Raw genomic sequence first — 16,948 nt, 5'->3', positions numbered from 1 at the left:
GGGTATTTCCTCAGGGAGATCAGTGGAATGAAAACAGGGCTATGTTTTCACCAGGGGGTGTAACGGGGGTATTTCGACCAGGGATGACAGGTTTAACGATGGAATTTCTGAACCGCCGAGTCTCTGGCTTGTGCCAGTCGCCGGGCTTCGTTGCGGGCGATCATCTGCTCAATCGCATACTTACGCGCTTTCGCCGCGCTGTATCCCGGACCGCTGCCGGGTTTACCCGCGCTGGCATCTCTCCAGCCCTGGAGCGTGTCCTGAACGGCGCGGGTTGTCTGCTTCCCGGCTCCTGCTGCCAGTTTTCCGGCACCAAATGCCGCAGCGCCAATACCCACCGCCGCCAGTCCCTGCATGGATATGGTCGCACTCGCCCCGGCGAGTGCTCCGGCCAGCCTGGCGGAGAGGTAAACCAGTATTGCCGCGCAGATACCGGCAAGGCAGACCTGTGCGCCTAACTCCACAATATTGGCTTTTGCAGCTCCGGCCAGTGATTGCGTTAATATTTTGGTCACAAAATTTATAACCATTCTTAATGATAAGGCTGAAAAAAGAACCGTTAATATGGCTGCAAATATATTTTGCAGCCAGTTATTAAACATAGGGCGTAAAAATCCATATATCAGACAGAATATGAATATGGGCGCAGTAATACTCAGCAGTAAAATCATCACCTCCGCGATCATTGAGACAAAGGCTGTGACCAACATTAAAACGAACACCCCAAGCCAGACATAAAGCTGAGCAGTCATGCCCTCATCTTTTATGTATGTTGAATTATCCATGTCATGCAGTGTTTTTCCGAGTACCTTTGCTTTATCCCATAGCGTATCTAACATCTGCCATATATTATCGCCGCCGGAAAATCCCTCCTTTAAACCATTAATAGAGTCGATAACGCTGTCAAGATAACCGCTGACGTTTGCCACAAAAGACAGAATGATCGCCATCCTCATGAGGTCCCACATGACATCTTCCATCGGCGTGGACAGCTTACCCGCCAGAGTCTGGTATCCACGCCACAGGATATAGAGGGTGGCTGACGCCGCCGCCAGTCCCATAACCATTGCAGAATGTTCCATCATCAGACCACTGGTGGATTGTGTTATTCCACCAATTAGCTGCTTCTCTATAAATTCAAATGTACCGAGATCAGCCATAGTGAACCTCTCTACTCATGGAATTTAAGTGTGGGAGCATTGAGTTGCTGGATCTGATAATGCGCTTCGTTGGCATTTTTACAGTTTTCTGAAGCACTGCCGGTTTTCTGGCATTTTTCATAAACCGTTTTTAATTCATCCGGATGATCACGATACCATTGTGTTGTTTTGGCTTCCTCGTCACATCCGGAAATTATTGTAATAAATGAAAGGGTTAAGATAACGATGATTTTATTCATTTGCGCTCCATTCCTTATTTATTCATGAAATTTCAATGTGGGAGCATTTAATTGCTGCTGATTCCACTGTTTAATACGCTCGTTCTCCAGCACTTTTTCGCGCTGTTCTGCTGCCTTCACGCTGATTTCCCACTGGTCAGTGAGCGTGTTCAGCATTACTGATTTTAGCTGAATACTGTTGGCAAGGTCCTGAGACTCCTTTGTGTCTCTGGAAAGTGCAATACGGTTTGAGAGGCTGTTAATTTCCCCCAGCATCTGGCTGACCTGCCCCTGTATCTCGTCAGTCTGCTCAAACTGAATCGCCTTATTGATGACTTGTTGCTTACAGACCCTGGCGTAATTTTCGGATTGTTCTGTGTTGCAGGTGTCGAAAATTTTATACTTTTCGTACAGGGCATCGAACTGCCCGGAAGAACCGCCGGAAAGCAGCAGATCATTGAGTGCCTGCCCTGGCTTGCGCAGCTTCTCAAGGTCGGATTTCAGGCTTTTGGCCTGGTCAACAAAGTCAGCAATATCACGGATGCCGGTGGCCGTTGCCAACTGATCTTTATACGCCTGGATCTGGCTCTGATAATGCTGCGCAGTCTGCATCCAGCGCTGCGCTTCTTTCAGCCATTCGGCTTCACGCAGTGGGTCAGCATCCACCAGAACGGGAATACCGGCATGTGCCAGCGGGCTGACCATCACGCACGCGAAAATCAGGGCATGAAAACGCCTTTTCATCATGGTTCTCCTTCATGTTGTCAGAGTGCCTGAGCCAGGTAGGAGTCCAGCCATTCATACGGCTGCATCCCTTCCTGGTAAATTGAGTTGAAGATTTCGAGGTTATCGGCGCTGCCGCTCATGACCCGGGTGTATCTGCCGATACCGGAGAGATCGAGCGTCACGCGGGCGGCAAAGCGCCGGGTGTCGCCGCGCCTGAACTGATTTTTTACCACCACATACTGACGAGCCTGCGGATCCAGATTTTTCACCACATCAAACACTTCCGGTTCAAACTTCATCCCGTCAACATAGTGCTCCCGGTCGGCACCGGGGTTGGCTGCCAGGATTTGCGTTCCGCACTGCTCAATCACGGCGGGCGCAATTTCATCCCGGATGATCTCCGCCGGTGACTGGGTGCCCACAACCAGCATCCCGTTCAGTTTACGGATGGTTTTCAGTCGGTTATAGGCGAAATCCTTAAAGACCGGGTCCCGAAGCCACTTCCAGAACTCGTCCATAAAGATAACCAGTCGTCGCCCGTCGAGCAGAGTGGTAATGCGGTACAGCAGGTAAAAGGAGATCGGCGCACAGACGTTCGCATCATCCAGAAACTCCGTGCCGTCAATGCCAAAGTTATCGCAGTGGCTGATATCGAAGGTGTCTGTGGCGTTATCAAACACCCAGCCGAACTCGCCGCCCTGCGCCCACTGCGACAGGCGGATGCTCAGACCGTTCTCCTGTGCCTCACGGGTGGCAGGCTCCGGCAGATTCTCCAGCAGGCGCGTAATACCACAGGTACGGTATTGCGGCTCATTGCTCATCACGGCATTAACGGCGTCGTTCAGGCGACGCTCATCACGGGGCGTGATGGTCGCACCGTTACGCGTGCACAGCAGTTTCATCAACTGGCTGATAAAACTGATATTACGTTTTGTGGGCGACAGCGAAAACGGGTTCCATCCCGTGGGGTCGCCATGCGTGATACGGAAGTAACGGCCGCCCAGCGCCCGGATATTCATTTCCGCGCCCCGGTCCTTATCCAGATACACCGTTGTCAGCCGTTTCGTTTTCGTATCGGGCGAAAAACTGTCCGCGCGGCCATATTTCTGCTGCATGTTTTCCAGAAACGTCATCAGCATGGTTTTACCCGAACCGTTGGTACCGAGAATGCAGGTACTGGCCGGGTTCTTCTCGTTGAACTCGTCCTTGTCCGCCAGCGTGTTGTGCAGGTTCAGGTAGTAGCCATCCCCTGACGGGGTGCGCAGCAGGGCCATCGCATCTCCCCAGGGGGCGTTATCGCGTTTGCCGGGGTAGAAGTTGTGCAGTGCGGCCAGCTCCACAAAGTTCTTGCTGCTCAGTTCGCCCAGGCGTGGCCGTAGGCGATAGTTACCGGGCAGTTGCGCCATATACGCCGCTGACAGTGAAAGCGCTGCCGGAACCGGGGTGATGCCGAGATTGTTCAGGGCATTGCTGATTTCACTGGTATCGGCCACCAGACTGTCCAGCGTGCGGGAAAACACCATGAGGGAGAAATGGTGTTTGCCAAAGGCGATTTTCCCCGATGTCAGCAGGTCAAGCGCCACATCCAGATCCAGCCGCTGGGATACCGCGTCATCATCCGAACTCATTAACAGACGGCGGGTGCGTTTGATGGCCTTACGGGCTTCCTCGCGTGACATGCAGGTGTAAGACTGCGTTACCACGTAATCACAGGGGGCATACAGCAGCGAGTCCATCATCCCCGTCGCCGTCTCCTCCGGGAACTCCTTCACTTCCAGCCCCCGGAAATAGTGCGTGCCGCTGACGTGGTTTATCTGCCCGGACTCTGCCGAAAAGAACAGCGCTGCCGATCCCATCACCGAATACGCGGGAGTGCGGGTGACGCGCACCCTGCGCCACTGGTGCGTCAGCAGGTACTCATAAAAGGCTAACTGGGAGGAGAATACCGCGTTGCCTTCGGTGAAGGTGCCGAGAGGACGGGCCGTGTAGCGTGACAGTGCGGTATCGAGTGAGCCTTTGATTTCCAGCATTTCCCGCAGCGCGCCGCCAAGCTTTTTCAGCTTCTGACCGTCTTTCATACGTCTGCGTCCGGCCTTTTCCAGACGGACAAACGGGCGGTAGCAGACGGTCAGGAACAGGCGGTTACGGCGAAACGGATCCGCCGCCAGCGAAGCATAATAGAGACGGCTGATTTCATCGGCGTAAGGGTTGCCGGACGCCTTGTGCAGTGAATCCGAGAACGGCTCCCGCACGTTATGGATATAAAAGGTGACCGGCATTCCCTCGAAGGAGCGGATGAGTCCGTGCAACTGGTTGCGGTCAATACTGAGGGTTTCTTCTGATTCGCAGTCAAACGGGGTGCCCGTCAGTTCCCAGGTGCAGTAGAGGTCACTGTCTGGTGAGCGGACAACATGCTGATGAATATGCGATGAATACGGTATGTACTTTCTGAGCGTGGCACACTGATTCAGTTTCATGGTGGTGAGAAACTCCGTGATATCAACGGCCTCATGCTCAACGGGCATAAAGGCGGTTGCGCCGAACAGACGGTTTGCTGCCGGTTTTCCTCTTGCCCTGAGCCAGACGGCAATCAGGCTGAACCGCAGGGGTTCATTCCGGGTGAGCGACTTCATCACCAGAAATTCAACCGGGAGCAGGGCAAGGAACGCGACAGAAGTCCAGACAGCGATGATGATGGTAAATCCCGTGACACCCAGCAGGGGCACCATCGGCACCCCCCACAGTGCCGCCGGACGTTTCATTGCCTTGAGCAGCTTTGCCATAAGTGACCTCTCAGCTCATCAGCAGCGCACCGATCTCACTGCCCCCGCCAATCAGGATCCCGCCGATGATGATGTAGGCGCACTGGGACAGGCTTTCGCCTTTCCAGAGCGTCTTGTAACCCACCCAGATCACGGCCACGGTGATGGTGATGGCCGCCAGGCCATGCAGGCCAGTGGAGACTTTTTCCATCACCGTGTTTGCGCGCTGAAACCCGTCGGCAAACGCCGGGGTTGCAGAAAAAGCCGTCAGCACACCAGCAGAAACGGGGCTGGCTGCCGCCTTAAGCTTGTGGAAACGTGTCATTATTCTTCCTCCTCATGGGCTGGCCGGGAGAGACTCCGGCGCAGTGACGACGCGGAGAGCGGTGCGATGGCGGTGTTGTCCTGACGAAGTTTCGCGGGGATGCCACGCACGACGGTCCCCGGCCAGATCACGCGGGGGCGGGACGGGGGATCGGCAGGGATGGCCTTCAGGGAAGTCGCAGTGGCAGAGCTATCCTCGCGGGTGCCGGGTACGGCATAGCGGGGAGATGCCGGTGTTAAACCCATTCGCTGCACATAGCTCGTCCCGGAAAACGCGGCTTCCGGCTGTTGTCCGGTACGGAAATTGCCGGAGTAATAACAACTCAGCGCCCTTTTCAGGGTGCCGCCACGGCGGTAGCAGTCGCTGAAGATGCGTTCAAAGACAGACAGATTGGTGCAGGGATCAAGCAGATCGGTGGCCGTCACGCCGTAGTGACGGAAATTGGTGCTGGTGATTTGCATCAGCCCGACGGAATAACGCCGGTTATGTATGGCAATACGTCGGATAATGCGCTCGGCATCGGCCCGACTGGCGGGAAGATGGGAAATAACAGAATTGTCACCGGAGGCTCTTCTGGCCCTGGGGACTATCTCGGCGATGGCATAAGGATTAAAACCGGATTCCACCCGTGCCACATCAAGTGCGGTGGACGGATGAATGCTGGCGGCACACTGCATGGCCGCCGCCAGAAAAACAGTGGTGGAAAGCATGATAGCCCCGGGATTTCAGGCAGCGCGCAGGTCAGCGGACCCTGTACGCTGTGGAGTAAGGAGTGATAAAGAAGAGTTAAAGCGCTGTTTCGCCGGGTACCGTACTCTGTGGCGGGTTGTTATCCTCCCGGGGTTCAAGCAGGACCAGTTTGCCGGAGACGGCAATACCGGGCGTCAGGACAATATTCAGGCCGGACTTACCGTTATGGGAAAAGGCCACACCGACTTTTGTCCAGTACGTATTTTTGTCGCCCTGCAAATCCGGCTGAGTTTCCTGGGTGACATAGGCGTAATAAACGGGTTTTCTCATGATGCCCCCTTTAATGAAATGGTGAGATATAACATTTTCGATCACATCCCGATCCTGCATTCCGGTTTTAACGGGTCAGCGAGAACATTCAGCGGCACCCTGAATTGTGGTTGTGTGACAGCCCGGCCCATATTTTTAAAGAGCAATACCCGACCCGGACGAATTAACGTCCAACAGGGCAACCATTCTGTAATGGTGTGTTCAGCATGAGGGGGGCGGGTCAGACTATAAACAATAAACTCAAAACAAAAATGAAAGAGTTAATCGGACGGACAAATAGAGACGTGGGGGGCGGAAAAGGAAATTAAAATAAGGCAGGAGGTTTTATTCTTATTTAATAATACAGATAAAGACATATGAGGAATTTATTCCCCATATGTCTTACTGTTTACGCTTAACACTTGCGGTGTTCAAGTTTATCCTGACATTCCGTACAGGTTGTTACGCCCGGGAGTGCCTGTCGTCGTTGTTCAGGAATAGGCTTATCGCATAAACGACAGTGGAATAATGATGGTGTTGTTCTCGGTTTAAAACGGCTCTGTTCAATCATCTCTTCCAGCCGCTGCTCATTAAACTCCTGATCGCGGTCGATTTCATCCGGCATGGAGGGGCCTCCTGTAAGCAGCGGCTTCCTGCTCACACTGCGCAATGCGCTTCCAGACCGTGGTGAGTGACAGCCCTCCGGCTTTCGGTAGCAGGGTTTCGGTTACCTGCATCATGGCGGTCAGTGCATCAGGTGACTCAAGGTTGTCTACCCGGCATTGTTGCCATTGCTGCCAGATAGCGGCATCCGTCTCTTCGTCGGGTTCAGGCGTCCGGCCAAAAGGCACGCTGACACCCAGCAACCGGCGACGAAGGCAGACTTCATTGGAGGTAAGGCCAAAGTACTGATTCAGCAAGGCAATAGAGCCGCCCAGATGAATCGCCCGGTTAACCTGCTGTTTTCGCCGGTATTCCTTGCGGGCCTGAGCCAGCAAATGATGCAAAACATCATGACGGATATTGACCGAGATAAAGAGGGCTGAGGCCCTGCTGACAACAAACAACTCATCAAGCGACAGCTGATTAAGGGCAGTCATTTCGTCTAAGGTGAATCCCAGCGATTCACAATGGCGAATATTCCCTTCTTTCAGCGCACACAGGGCATCGGTTAATACAGCGTAATTCAGTGTCGGGGTCATAATTCTGTTCCCTCCCTAAAAATTTTTAGCGGCTGGATAATTTAAGGTTTATCCATTCGTCAATTTCAGATTCGAGCCAGGCAACACTGGCCGGGCCAATCTTTATTGAACGGGGAAAGGTGCCGTCTTTCATATACAGATAGATTTGCGAGCGTTTCAGACCGGTTTTCTCTTCAACCTGTCTCAGGCGTAATAACTGATGTGATGTCATAATTTCCTCCAGTGCAGAAACGGGATATGCCCGGAGAAAACAAAAAAACACAGGTGGAGGAGGGGAGGGAAGCGGGGGAACCCGTATTACGGATCTCATTGTCCGTAATACAGGTTAGCAGGATAAATGAATGGATTATTTGCGCGAGCTCCTCTTATCGGGAGAACCTCTTTCAAGTGCGGTTTTCAGTGTGTCACCACTCAGGTGATCGGTAATACCCTCCTCTGATGCCCACTGCTCAAAAATGGACAGCAGTTTATAGGGCTGATTCATCAGGGGACTGATGGTGTCATTACGCCGACAGGAAAGCCAGAACAGTCGGGAAAGTGGGGTAGATATCCGTGTGCGTGAAGGGCTCTCCGGAGAGATATTTTCTCCACCGCCAGGTTTCATGAGTTTATCCAGTTCACTGCAGCGGATGACAAAGCAGGCATCGGCCGGAAGATAATACAGGGGAAAGAAGGTATGATGAGAACATCGTCTCATTTTTTTATATGAAGGATGTGCATAAATATCCGGGGTGATATTTTTGGGAAGGTGCATAATTTGTTTCTTGATCCTCTCCCGCCATGTTGTCTGCTCAAACAGCTGAAATATTTCCCCGGCAATGATGACAGAAATACCATGATTAACATGATGTTCTTCCGGTAACGGGAGTGACAGCGAACGGGCCAGTAAGTGCTGTATCAGCAGAGATTCATGACCACTCAGTGGGGTGTCAATAATCCGGTTTCTCGGGAATATATATTTTCCACCGGTGCTGACCATGAGGCTGGAATGACGGAGGAAACTGCTTCGGTCAAGAAAGCACAACCGGTGAATTAATGAATTGGTAACAGGCCTGAGTGTCACTTTATATTCGGATACTCTGACTTTGCGTAAAATGACGGGGGACTGAAAATAAATCGATAATGTAATGTCACCATACAGTGCATGGCGGTAAATATCACTGTCAGTGACTCTTTTTGTTACCAGATCATGTGCGATTTCTGTCGCTTCCCCGATGGTTATCCATTCCGTATCCATACCTGGTGTGGGGGAGGGGAAATTGTCCTTACTCATTATTCATCTCCTTTATCTGTTCAGATTTAAACTGGAGTTGATTTTGTGACCGAGAGTTAAAGATATGCAGGTGTGTTATTTTGTTATTTTATATAACCCGGAGCGGAGTATGCTCAGGACAAAATGTGAACTTATATATTAACCTGTAGGCTTTTTTATTATGACAGGGAGGCGATATCTGTCACGTATATTCAATGTTGATGCGATGCTCTGATTTCCCTTCCGGGAAACAGAACAATGATGATAAAGAATTTATTACAGTAAATGTTATTTTTGCAGTAGCTTTATTCTTAAGGGCGAAATAAAACCGGAAGTGATATGATGTTAGCTGAATGTTAATTGAGCTCTTTATGATGAGGATATGGAAAAGGATACCATGGTTTCTTTGTAAAAAGACGGGCAGAGTTAAAGAAAGATAATGCATGCCATTTATCTCCTGATATCATCGTAATAACGTATAAATATTATTAGTCCTTTGTTTTTTAAATTTCAATAAATAATTTTAATTTTACAAAATATTTTTATTATATGTTTATCAACCAGTTATTGTTGTTGGTTAATTAATTGATGATACTTTGTTTTAATGCGGGTCAATAATCTGTCGTGTTGGTGTATATGGTTTTAACAAAGGTAACGCAATAATAACAATGATATGTTGAGTATATTAAGACATATCTTATAGAAAACGGGGTCTGAATGTTTTGCGAGAATATTGATATTCCAGTCAAGATAATCAGGAGTTGTATGACTTCCCGTTGTTTAATTGCCTGAGTTATTACAGCACGACCTCAGAAAAACGGATTTAAACGGGGCAATGACATCTATGGATCGAAAAAGCAGCGCCCTGACGCAGGTGCTGCTTTTAAGTGGCCTGGTTATTATTTAGCTGCCTGCAGAAACCTTATGCTGCCGGGCATAAATATACGACGGCACATACTTCTCCCGACAGGTATCCAGATAGTCCGACCACCACTGCATCATTTCGATCCGGGCTTCCAGATGCTCTGCTTTGTGCACATAGGCAGCCCGCACTCCGTTGCGCTCTTTGTGGCTCATCTGTCGCTCAATGGCATCCTTTGACCAGCGCCCGGACTCGTTCAGGGCGCTACAGGCCATGGTCCTGAAGCCGTGGCCGCAGACTTCGGTTTTGGTGTCATAGCCCATCACGCGCAGCGCCTTGTTGATGGTGTTCTCACTCATCGGCTTGTTCAGGGTATGTGCGCCCGGAAAAACGAAGACTGATTCGCCGGAAATCGCCTGAATCTGCTTCAGCAGGGCGACCGCCTGTTGCGACAGCGGCACCAGATGTTCATCCTTCATTTTTGCACCACGCTCTGAAAACCTCACGCCTTTTACGGCCTCACGCTTTGCAGGCACTGTCCAGATATGGGCTTTCAGGTTAAATTCATCCCAGCGTGCGAGACGTAGCTCACTGGAACGCAGAAAGACATGCAGACTGAGATCCAGCGCCAGACGGGTCAGTTCCCTGCCTTTGTAGTCATCCATCTTTTCCAGCAACTCCGGCAGGCGATTCAGGGGCAGGGCGGGGTGATGCCGGGTCACCAACGGGGTCACGACTCCCTCTAAATCGTAAGCAGGATTGTATTTAATCACACCTTGCTGTACTGCATGGCGCATGATTTTGGTCAGATGCTGGCGAACCCGTCCGGCAACATCATGCACGCCTTTATCGTCAATGGCCTTAACCAGTTGCGCCAGATGACGGGTTTCAATCTCAGCGATATCCATCGCGCCGATAACGGGGAAAACGTAGCGTTTAAGGCAAGTGAGAATTTTACCGGCGTGGGCTTCCGACCAGAGTTTAAGACTGCTGGTGTGCCACGCCATTGCCGTATGCCGGAATGTGCGGGATTCATCAACGGCGGTGTTGTGCGCCTTGTGAAGCTGAGAAGGGCTGATGCCGGATGCAAGCAACTTACGTGCTGCATCGCGCTTTTCGCGGGCTTCCGCCAGCGTGATCTGAGGATAGGGGCCAAAGGCCAGACGGCTTTCTTTCCCGGCGAGGCGGTAGCGGAAATACCATAACTTAGAGCCGCTGCCCGATACCGTCAGATACAGGCCTTGTGAATCGGTGAGTTTGTAGGATTTTGTGAGGGATTTGGCTGAGCGGATTTTGCTGTCAGTTAACATATGAGGGCCTCTCCAGTTTATCGAACTGAACGACCCGCAATCTGACCCCATTTTTTCCGGATACTAAGGGATAAATCAAAACGTACCGGAAAGACTTTTTACACCAACCAATTGAATTACAACAAGATAGAGATTCATAGGAAAGCATAAAAAAAGAATAGTGGTGCCCGGACTCGGAATCGAACCAAGGACACGGGGATTTTCAATCCCCTGCTCTACCGACTGAGCTATCCGGGCAACGGGGCGCATTAAACCGTATTCACGTCTGTCAGTCAATCAAATTTCTGGAAACATTGTTCAACCGCTTAATATTGCGGCAATCTGCATGGTTATGCCTGAAGTTTGCACAAATCTATCCGGCAGAGGCGACGAAAACAGGTAATGCTCGCTTAGGTCAGCGCACCGCCCATTCGGCACTGGGCAAAGCGCAGGATATCTTCAGCCAGGCGGTGTGCCGTTTCGACATCAGCATGGCTACGATTAACCAGCATGCGGCTCAGGCAGCCTTCCAGCACCAGTTCCATCTGTTTGGCGACCATTGCCGGGTCGTCAACTTCCAGCGTAGTCAGCAGCTCATGGGTGAAGTCATGTGCCGCCTTTTTTTGCTGATCGGCTAACTGATGGATCGGATGCCCGGGATCGGGGTAAAACGTACAGGCGGCGATGAACAGACAGCCGGGATAGCGATTATTGCTCACGCATTCGGACAGCGCAGTGTAGCGCGCCAGTAATTTCTGCTCAGCGCTCAGCGTGTCATCCAGCAAAAGCTGACGCCGCCAGATATCCACCCGCTGGCTGAGGTAGCGTAGCGCATCGTACAGAATGGCCTCTTTATCGGGCCAAAAGCGCTGCAGTTCATCCAGAGGATAATCGATGCGTTCGGCCACCATTTCCAGCGTGGTATTGGCTATCCCTTGCACCTCAAGTAATTTCAGGGCTTCTCCCAGGACATCTTCACGTTGCACGGTATTCTCCTCCGTATTTCCTGTTGCAAGTGTCGCTCACGGTTGGCGATCGCGCAAATGTGCGCTGAAGGTCGCGGCATCCATAAAGCCCGTAACCCGAGCTTCCGGGTGCTCTTTCCCATCGGCATCAAAGAACAAGATAGTCGGCAAACCTAAAACCTGTAGATGTTTCAGGAGAGCGACATCCTGGGCATTGTTTGCTGTCACATCTGCCTGCAATAGCACCGTGTTGCCTAGCGCTTGCTGAACCTGCGGATTACTGAACGTGTACTTTTCAAATTCCTTACAGGCTACACACCAGTCGGCATACAGATCCAGCATGACTGGCCTGCCTTTAGCTTGCGCCAGTGCTTGATTTAACGCATCTACCGATGCCACCGGCGTGAAGTTAAGATGTACCTGGGTTTGAGCATGTGGTGCGCCGAACGCCCAGTCTTGCAATGGACGCACGCTTACCAGTGCTGCGGCTAACAGGACAATCTGCACGATACGCATCCAGGCGTGCTTTGCCTGTAGGCTGGTGATGAACGCCCAGCCAAAGAACGCGACGGCTAGCAGTGACCATAAGCGAACGCCCCACTCGTCGCCAACGATACGTTCGAGTAAGAAGACGGGAAGCGCCAGAATGACAAAGCCAAAAGCGGTTTTGACATGTTCCATCCATGGGCCACTTTTAGGCAGCAGGCGGTTGCCAAATACGGTAATCAGCATCAGGGGTAATCCCATCCCCAACGCATACAGATACAGTGTGCCGCCTCCCAGCCACATGTTCCCGCTCTGAGCGATATACAGCAAAATCGCGCTTAGCGGGGCCGTTGTGCAAGGAGAACAGATGAGGCCAGCAATCGCCCCCATCGCAAAGACGCTGCCGGGAGATCCGCCTTGCTGGCGGTTACTCATTAGCGTGAGGCGCGTTTGCAGCGATGAGGGCAGTTGCAGCGTGAACAGGCCAAACATTGACAGAGCCAGCAGCGTAAAGATGACGGCAAGGCCAATCAGGACGTAGGGATGCTGAAGCGCGGCCTGGAACTGCAAACCGGCGGCTGCAACAACCAAACCCAGCGCGGTATAGGTGAGCGCCATCCCTTGAACGTAGATAAACGTCAGCAGCAATGCCCGTCCGGTTGATAAGCGTTGCTTGCCACCCAGTACGATACCGGAAATCAGCGGATACATCGGCAGTACGCAAGGCGTAAATGCGATACCAATTCCGATCAGCAATGCCCACAGCGCGGAGAAGGGGAGTTGGGCCGTGGGCTGCGGTTTCTCTTGCGGATCTGCAGTGGCTGGGGCTGGCGCAGGGGCCGCCGCAGAACCGGCAGACACTTCACTTAATGGCACCGTTTTTGTTTCTGGCGGATAGCAAAATCCGGCGTCGGCGCAGCCCTGGTATGTGATCGTTAATGTTGCGCCAGACTTAGACTGATTGACCGTGATCGGGACAGTCAGCTGTTTACGGTAAATCTCACTTTTGCCGTAAAACTCATCTTCATGCCAGACGCCTGGCGGCAGTTTTACCTCAGCAATATCGGCCTGAGATGGCGTAATGTTTATCTGTTTGCGATACAGATAGTAGCCATCTTTAACCTGCCATGTGAGGTTCAGATCGTGTTGGTTTTGCTGAAAATCAAAAACAAACGCCCGATCGGCAGGAACAAACTGCGAGCGGCCAGGCGCGTCAAATAATCCGGCAAAGGTAGATGTGCTGCACAGCAGCAGGATCAGCGTAAGGATGCGTTGAGCCATGAGCGGTAATCAAAGTCTCCGTGAGTGACGGGTAAAACCAGAAGTTCAGGCGTTTGATACGGATGATGTGACTTCAGGCAATCGAGAAGGGCTTGCTGGTGTGTGACGGTGGTTTTTAAAATCATCTGGACTTCATATTCCTGTTCCAGTTTGCCTTCCCAATAGTAGAGGGAGGTCGCACCGGGTAGCAGGGTCACGCAGGCAGCCAGCTTTTCCGCCAGCACTTTGGCGGCCAGATCCTGGGCGGTTGCTTCATCCGGGGCGGTACAGAGCACCACAACGGTATCGGGGATGGAAATATCCTGACTCTTTACATCAAGCATAAACACCTCGAAAGAACAGAGTAACCAGCAAAAGAATGGTCACTATACAACGGACGAGGGAAGGATGTTAGTTAAAGCGGGGTGGGGAGGAGGAACTGCAGGGCGCCCAGGCACCCTGCAGGAAAAACTTACAGCATGAAGCTGCCCAGCAAGAAGCCGAAGCAGACAGCCAGAACCACACCCAGAGTACCCGGGATGAAGAACGGATGGTTAAAGACGAATTTACCGATGCGAGTTGTACCGGTGTCATCCATCTGAACTGCCGCAACCAGAGTTGGGTAGGTTGGCAGAATGAACAGGCCAGAAACCGCGGCGAAAGACGCAACAGCAGTCAGTGGGGAAACGTTCAGAGCCAGAGCCATCGGCATCAGTGCTTTAGCGGTTGCAGCCTGAGAGTACAGCAGTGCAGAAGCAAAGAAGAAGATGACAGCCAGCAGCCACGGATGACCCTGAATTACGCTACCTGCAGTATCTTTGATCCAGTCAATGTTGTGAGATACGAAGGTATCACCCAGCCATGCAACACCCAGGATACAAATACAGGCGCTCATACCGGCTTTGAAAGTGCTGGAGTTCAGGATGGAGTCAGTTTCAACGCGGCAGATGATCGTGGTCAGCGTCGCGATGCTCAGCATGATGATCAGGATTGCGTTGGTGGTGTTCATCAGCGGTTTAGCGACCAGACCGAGGCTTGGGCTGTTGACGATCGCATATACGACGACACAAACCACGCCCAGCAGGAACAACCAAACAGAAGTTTTTGCGCCAGCTTTGATTTCAACTTGTCTTTCACCACGCAGTTCAACCAGGCCTTCTTCCAGACGCTTACGATAAATCGGGTCGTCAGACAGTTTGGAGTTGAACAGTGCAGTTACCAGGAAGGACATGACCAGAACAGCCAGCAGGGTGGACGGAATGACCACGGACAGCAGGTGAATGTAGCTGATGCCATGACCTTCCATTACAGAGGACATGTAAACCACGGCTGCGGAGATTGGAGACGCCGTAATCGCAATCTGTGCAGAAACCACTGCAGTAGAGAGCGGGCGGCAAGGTTTGATCCCTTGTTCTTTCGCAACTTCGGCGATAACTGGCAGCGTTGCCAGAGAGATGTTGCCGGTACCTGCGAAGATGGTCAGGAAATAGGTCACGATAGGTGCAAGGATCGTGATGTATTTCGGGTTTTTACGCAGCAGTTTTTCAGTTTGATGAACCAGATAGTCCAGACCACCTGCAATCTGCATAGCTGAAATGGCAGCGATAACCGCCATGATGATGGAAATAACATCGAACGGGATATTACCGGGTTTTACGCCGATAGCGGCGAGAACCAGAACACCCAGCCCACCTGCAAATCCAATACCGATACCCCCAAGTCTGGCACCTAAAAAGATTGCCAGCAAAACGATGATAAGTTCTAAAACTATCATATTAGCCTTCCTTGTTGTTTAACAAGTTGATATTAAATTGTTGTTTTTAAGTAACTTCGAGTAAGAAAAAAGGCACGTCATCATGACGTGCCTTCTCCGGTACTACCCTACACGATTACTGTTCGCTTTCATCAGTATAACGTTTTGCTTTATAAGCAGGGTGCATCAGGTTCTGTGCAGAGAAGATATCGTCCAGTTCAGACTCGGTCAACAGACCGCGCTCCAGGACAACTTCACGTACGCTCTTACCGGTTTCGGCACAAATTTTACCGACGATGTCGCCGTTGTGGTGACCAATGAACGGGTTGAGGTAAGTAACGATGCCGATGGAGTTGAATACAAACGCTTCACAGACTTCTTTGTTAGCAGTGATACCACTAACGCATTTTTCCAGCAGGTTGTAGCAAGCGTTGCTCAGAATGTGAATGGATTCAAACATTGCCTGACCAATGACCGGCTCCATTACGTTCAGCTGCAGCTGACCAGCTTCAGATGCCATGGTTACAGTGATGTCGTTACCGATGACTTTGAAGCACACCTGGTTTACGACTTCCGGAACAACCGGGTTCACTTTAGCTGGCATGATAGAAGAACCAGCCTGCAGTTCCGGCAGGTTGATCTCGTTCAGACCTGCACGCGGACCAGAGGAGAGCAAACGCAGGTCGTTACAGATTTTGGACATCTTCACAGCCAGACGTTTCAGTGCGCCGTGCACCATAACGTATGCGCCACAGTCAGAAGTTGCTTCAATCAGGTCTTCTGCCGGAACACAGGCGAAGCCGGTGACTTCAGCCAGTTTCTGTACTGCCAGCGGAGAGTACTCTTTCGGCGTGTTCAGACCAGTACCGATTGCTGTCGCGCCGAGGTTAACTTCCAGCAGCAGCTCAGCGGTACGGCTAATGTTTTTCACTTCTTCTTTCAACAGTACGCTAAAAGCATGGAATTCCTGACCGAGGGTCATCGGTACAGCATCCTGCAGCTGGGTACGACCCATTTTCAGGATGTCCTGGAATTCAACAGCTTTTTTCTCGAAGCCTTCGCGCAGCTGGTTCAGTGCATCAACCAGTTTGATGATGGATGCGTATACAGCGATACGGAAGCCAGTTGGGTATGCGTCGTTGGTAGACTGACATTTGTTAACGTGGTCGTTCGGGTTCAGGTACTGATATTCACCTTTCTGGTGACCCATCAGTTCCAGACCGATATTGGCCAGAACTTCGTTGGTGTTCATGTTGACGGAGGTACCCGCACCACCCTGGTAAACGTCTACCGGGAACTGATCCATGCATTTTCCGTTATTCAGGACTTCATCACACGCCGCGATGATGGCATTTGCCACACTCTTAGGAATGGTTTGCAGCTCTTTGTTGGCCATAGCCGCTGCCTTTTTAACCATTACCATACCGCGAACAAATTCAGGAATATCGCTGATTTTGTTGTTGCTAATGTAGAAGTTTTCAATCGCTCTCAGAGTGTGGACACCGTAGTAGGCGTCCGCTGGAACTTCCCTGGTACCCAACAAGTCTTCTTCGATACGAATGTTGTTTAACATGTGAACCTTCTTTTTCAAGCTGCCAATGATTTGACTAAACACACAGGATATATGTGATTTCGATTGTTTCTCGACCGACGATTATCCCCTGCATCGGTCTGATACCCGAGATCATA

17 protein-coding genes and 1 tRNA gene are annotated in these 16,948 nt (G+C 51.3%); all 18 read right to left on the bottom strand.

The window, feature by feature from the left end; all coding sequences use genetic code 11:
• Positions 1–92 precede the first annotated feature (92 nt).
• The 18 genes from IB222_RS20785 to aspA all read right to left on the bottom strand — a co-directional run bounded on the left by IB222_RS20785 (position 93) and on the right by aspA (position 16,832).
• Positions 93–1,160 (bottom strand): type IV secretion system protein, encoded by a 1,068-nt coding sequence (locus IB222_RS20785; RefSeq protein ID WP_064388579.1) that lies wholly within the window; start codon positions 1,158–1,160, stop codon positions 93–95.
• Positions 1,161–1,171: 11 nt separating this feature from the next.
• Entirely contained in the window at positions 1,172–1,399 is a 228-nt protein-coding gene (locus tag IB222_RS20780) for an EexN family lipoprotein (protein WP_171847087.1), read from the bottom strand.
• Positions 1,400–1,417: 18 nt separating this feature from the next.
• Positions 1,418–2,122, bottom strand: coding sequence for a type IV secretion system protein (locus tag IB222_RS20775; protein WP_057108504.1), 705 nt, complete (start codon positions 2,120–2,122; stop codon positions 1,418–1,420).
• Between the two features lie 20 nt (positions 2,123–2,142).
• Complete coding sequence (locus IB222_RS20770; RefSeq protein WP_057108505.1) at positions 2,143–4,887, bottom strand: VirB3 family type IV secretion system protein; 2,745 nt, start codon at positions 4,885–4,887, stop codon at positions 2,143–2,145.
• Between the two features lie 10 nt (positions 4,888–4,897).
• Entirely contained in the window at positions 4,898–5,191 is a 294-nt protein-coding gene (locus tag IB222_RS20765; protein ID WP_057108506.1) for a TrbC/VirB2 family protein, read from the bottom strand.
• The gene (locus IB222_RS20760; protein WP_057108507.1) at positions 5,191–5,901 is read right to left on the bottom strand and encodes a lytic transglycosylase domain-containing protein; all 711 of its coding nucleotides are present in this window, start codon (positions 5,899–5,901) and stop codon (positions 5,191–5,193) included. Before IB222_RS20760 ends, IB222_RS20765 begins: the two co-directional genes overlap by 1 nt.
• A 76-nt stretch (positions 5,902–5,977) precedes the next feature.
• Positions 5,978–6,211, bottom strand: coding sequence for a hypothetical protein (locus IB222_RS20755; RefSeq protein WP_064388616.1), 234 nt, complete (start codon positions 6,209–6,211; stop codon positions 5,978–5,980).
• 394 nt (positions 6,212–6,605) lie between these two features.
• Positions 6,606–6,815, bottom strand: coding sequence for a TraR/DksA family transcriptional regulator (locus IB222_RS20750; protein WP_057108508.1), 210 nt, complete (start codon positions 6,813–6,815; stop codon positions 6,606–6,608).
• Positions 6,805–7,392 (bottom strand): DUF2857 domain-containing protein, encoded by a 588-nt coding sequence (locus tag IB222_RS20745; protein WP_077822678.1) that lies wholly within the window; start codon positions 7,390–7,392, stop codon positions 6,805–6,807. The genes IB222_RS20750 and IB222_RS20745 overlap by 11 nt, the downstream gene beginning before the upstream one ends.
• Positions 7,393–7,417: 25 nt before the next feature.
• A complete protein-coding gene (locus IB222_RS20740) occupies positions 7,418–7,603 on the bottom strand; it encodes an AlpA family transcriptional regulator (RefSeq protein WP_057107840.1) in 186 nt (61 codons plus the stop codon).
• A gap of 135 nt (positions 7,604–7,738) precedes the next feature.
• Positions 7,739–8,665 carry a hypothetical protein gene (locus IB222_RS20735; protein ID WP_057108510.1) on the bottom strand — a complete coding sequence of 309 codons (927 nt, stop codon included), beginning with the start codon at positions 8,663–8,665 and terminating at the stop codon, positions 7,739–7,741.
• A gap of 882 nt (positions 8,666–9,547) precedes the next feature.
• Complete coding sequence (locus tag IB222_RS20730; RefSeq protein WP_057108511.1) at positions 9,548–10,816, bottom strand: integrase arm-type DNA-binding domain-containing protein; 1,269 nt, start codon at positions 10,814–10,816, stop codon at positions 9,548–9,550.
• Positions 10,817–10,977: 161 nt separating this feature from the next.
• A tRNA-Phe gene (locus IB222_RS20725) sits at positions 10,978–11,053 on the bottom strand.
• A gap of 152 nt (positions 11,054–11,205) precedes the next feature.
• Positions 11,206–11,781 (bottom strand): transcriptional regulator, encoded by a 576-nt coding sequence (locus IB222_RS20720; RefSeq protein ID WP_008785982.1) that lies wholly within the window; start codon positions 11,779–11,781, stop codon positions 11,206–11,208.
• A 36-nt stretch (positions 11,782–11,817) separates the two neighbouring features.
• Positions 11,818–13,527, bottom strand: a complete 1,710-nt coding sequence (locus tag IB222_RS20715) for a protein-disulfide reductase DsbD (protein ID WP_148362548.1) — start codon at positions 13,525–13,527, stop codon at positions 11,818–11,820.
• Positions 13,503–13,850 (bottom strand): divalent cation tolerance protein CutA, encoded by a 348-nt coding sequence (gene cutA / locus IB222_RS20710; protein ID WP_003025447.1) that lies wholly within the window; start codon positions 13,848–13,850, stop codon positions 13,503–13,505. Before cutA ends, IB222_RS20715 begins: the two co-directional genes overlap by 25 nt.
• 128 nt (positions 13,851–13,978) lie before the next feature.
• Positions 13,979–15,280 carry an anaerobic C4-dicarboxylate transporter DcuA gene (dcuA, locus tag IB222_RS20705; protein WP_003830670.1) on the bottom strand — a complete coding sequence of 434 codons (1,302 nt, stop codon included), beginning with the start codon at positions 15,278–15,280 and terminating at the stop codon, positions 13,979–13,981.
• 115 nt (positions 15,281–15,395) lie between these two features.
• Entirely contained in the window at positions 15,396–16,832 is a 1,437-nt protein-coding gene (aspA, locus tag IB222_RS20700; protein WP_003830668.1) for an aspartate ammonia-lyase, read from the bottom strand.
• Positions 16,833–16,948 lie beyond the last annotated feature (116 nt).

Origin of the sequence: Citrobacter sp. C13, assembly GCF_014596815.2 — a bacterium.
Lineage (GTDB): Bacteria > Pseudomonadota > Gammaproteobacteria > Enterobacterales > Enterobacteriaceae > Citrobacter > Citrobacter portucalensis.
This window is presented reverse-complemented; position numbering and strand designations above follow the sequence as displayed.

Excerpts from the sequence above, each read along its gene's own strand:
- IB222_RS20745 (WP_077822678.1), bottom strand. The coding sequence starts at position 7,392 with ATGACCCCGACACTGAATTACGCTGTATTAACCGATGCCCTGTGTGCG.
- IB222_RS20760 (WP_057108507.1), bottom strand. The coding sequence starts at position 5,901 with ATGCTTTCCACCACTGTTTTTCTGGCGGCGGCCATGCAGTGTGCCGCC.
- IB222_RS20730 (WP_057108511.1), bottom strand. The coding sequence starts at position 10,816 with ATGTTAACTGACAGCAAAATCCGCTCAGCCAAATCCCTCACAAAATCC.
- cutA (WP_003025447.1), bottom strand. The coding sequence starts at position 13,850 with ATGCTTGATGTAAAGAGTCAGGATATTTCCATCCCCGATACCGTTGTG.
- IB222_RS20740 (WP_057107840.1), bottom strand. The coding sequence starts at position 7,603 with ATGACATCACATCAGTTATTACGCCTGAGACAGGTTGAAGAGAAAACC.
- IB222_RS20770 (WP_057108505.1), bottom strand. The coding sequence starts at position 4,887 with ATGGCAAAGCTGCTCAAGGCAATGAAACGTCCGGCGGCACTGTGGGGG.
- IB222_RS20755 (WP_064388616.1), bottom strand. The coding sequence starts at position 6,211 with ATGAGAAAACCCGTTTATTACGCCTATGTCACCCAGGAAACTCAGCCG.
- aspA (WP_003830668.1), bottom strand. The coding sequence starts at position 16,832 with ATGTTAAACAACATTCGTATCGAAGAAGACTTGTTGGGTACCAGGGAA.
- IB222_RS20750 (WP_057108508.1), bottom strand. The coding sequence starts at position 6,815 with ATGCCGGATGAAATCGACCGCGATCAGGAGTTTAATGAGCAGCGGCTG.
- IB222_RS20735 (WP_057108510.1), bottom strand. The coding sequence starts at position 8,665 with ATGAGTAAGGACAATTTCCCCTCCCCCACACCAGGTATGGATACGGAA.
- IB222_RS20785 (WP_064388579.1), bottom strand. The coding sequence starts at position 1,160 with ATGGCTGATCTCGGTACATTTGAATTTATAGAGAAGCAGCTAATTGGT.
- dcuA (WP_003830670.1), bottom strand. The coding sequence starts at position 15,280 with ATGATAGTTTTAGAACTTATCATCGTTTTGCTGGCAATCTTTTTAGGT.
- IB222_RS20715 (WP_148362548.1), bottom strand. The coding sequence starts at position 13,527 with ATGGCTCAACGCATCCTTACGCTGATCCTGCTGCTGTGCAGCACATCT.
- IB222_RS20780 (WP_171847087.1), bottom strand. The coding sequence starts at position 1,399 with ATGAATAAAATCATCGTTATCTTAACCCTTTCATTTATTACAATAATT.
- IB222_RS20775 (WP_057108504.1), bottom strand. The coding sequence starts at position 2,122 with ATGAAAAGGCGTTTTCATGCCCTGATTTTCGCGTGCGTGATGGTCAGC.
- IB222_RS20765 (WP_057108506.1), bottom strand. The coding sequence starts at position 5,191 with ATGACACGTTTCCACAAGCTTAAGGCGGCAGCCAGCCCCGTTTCTGCT.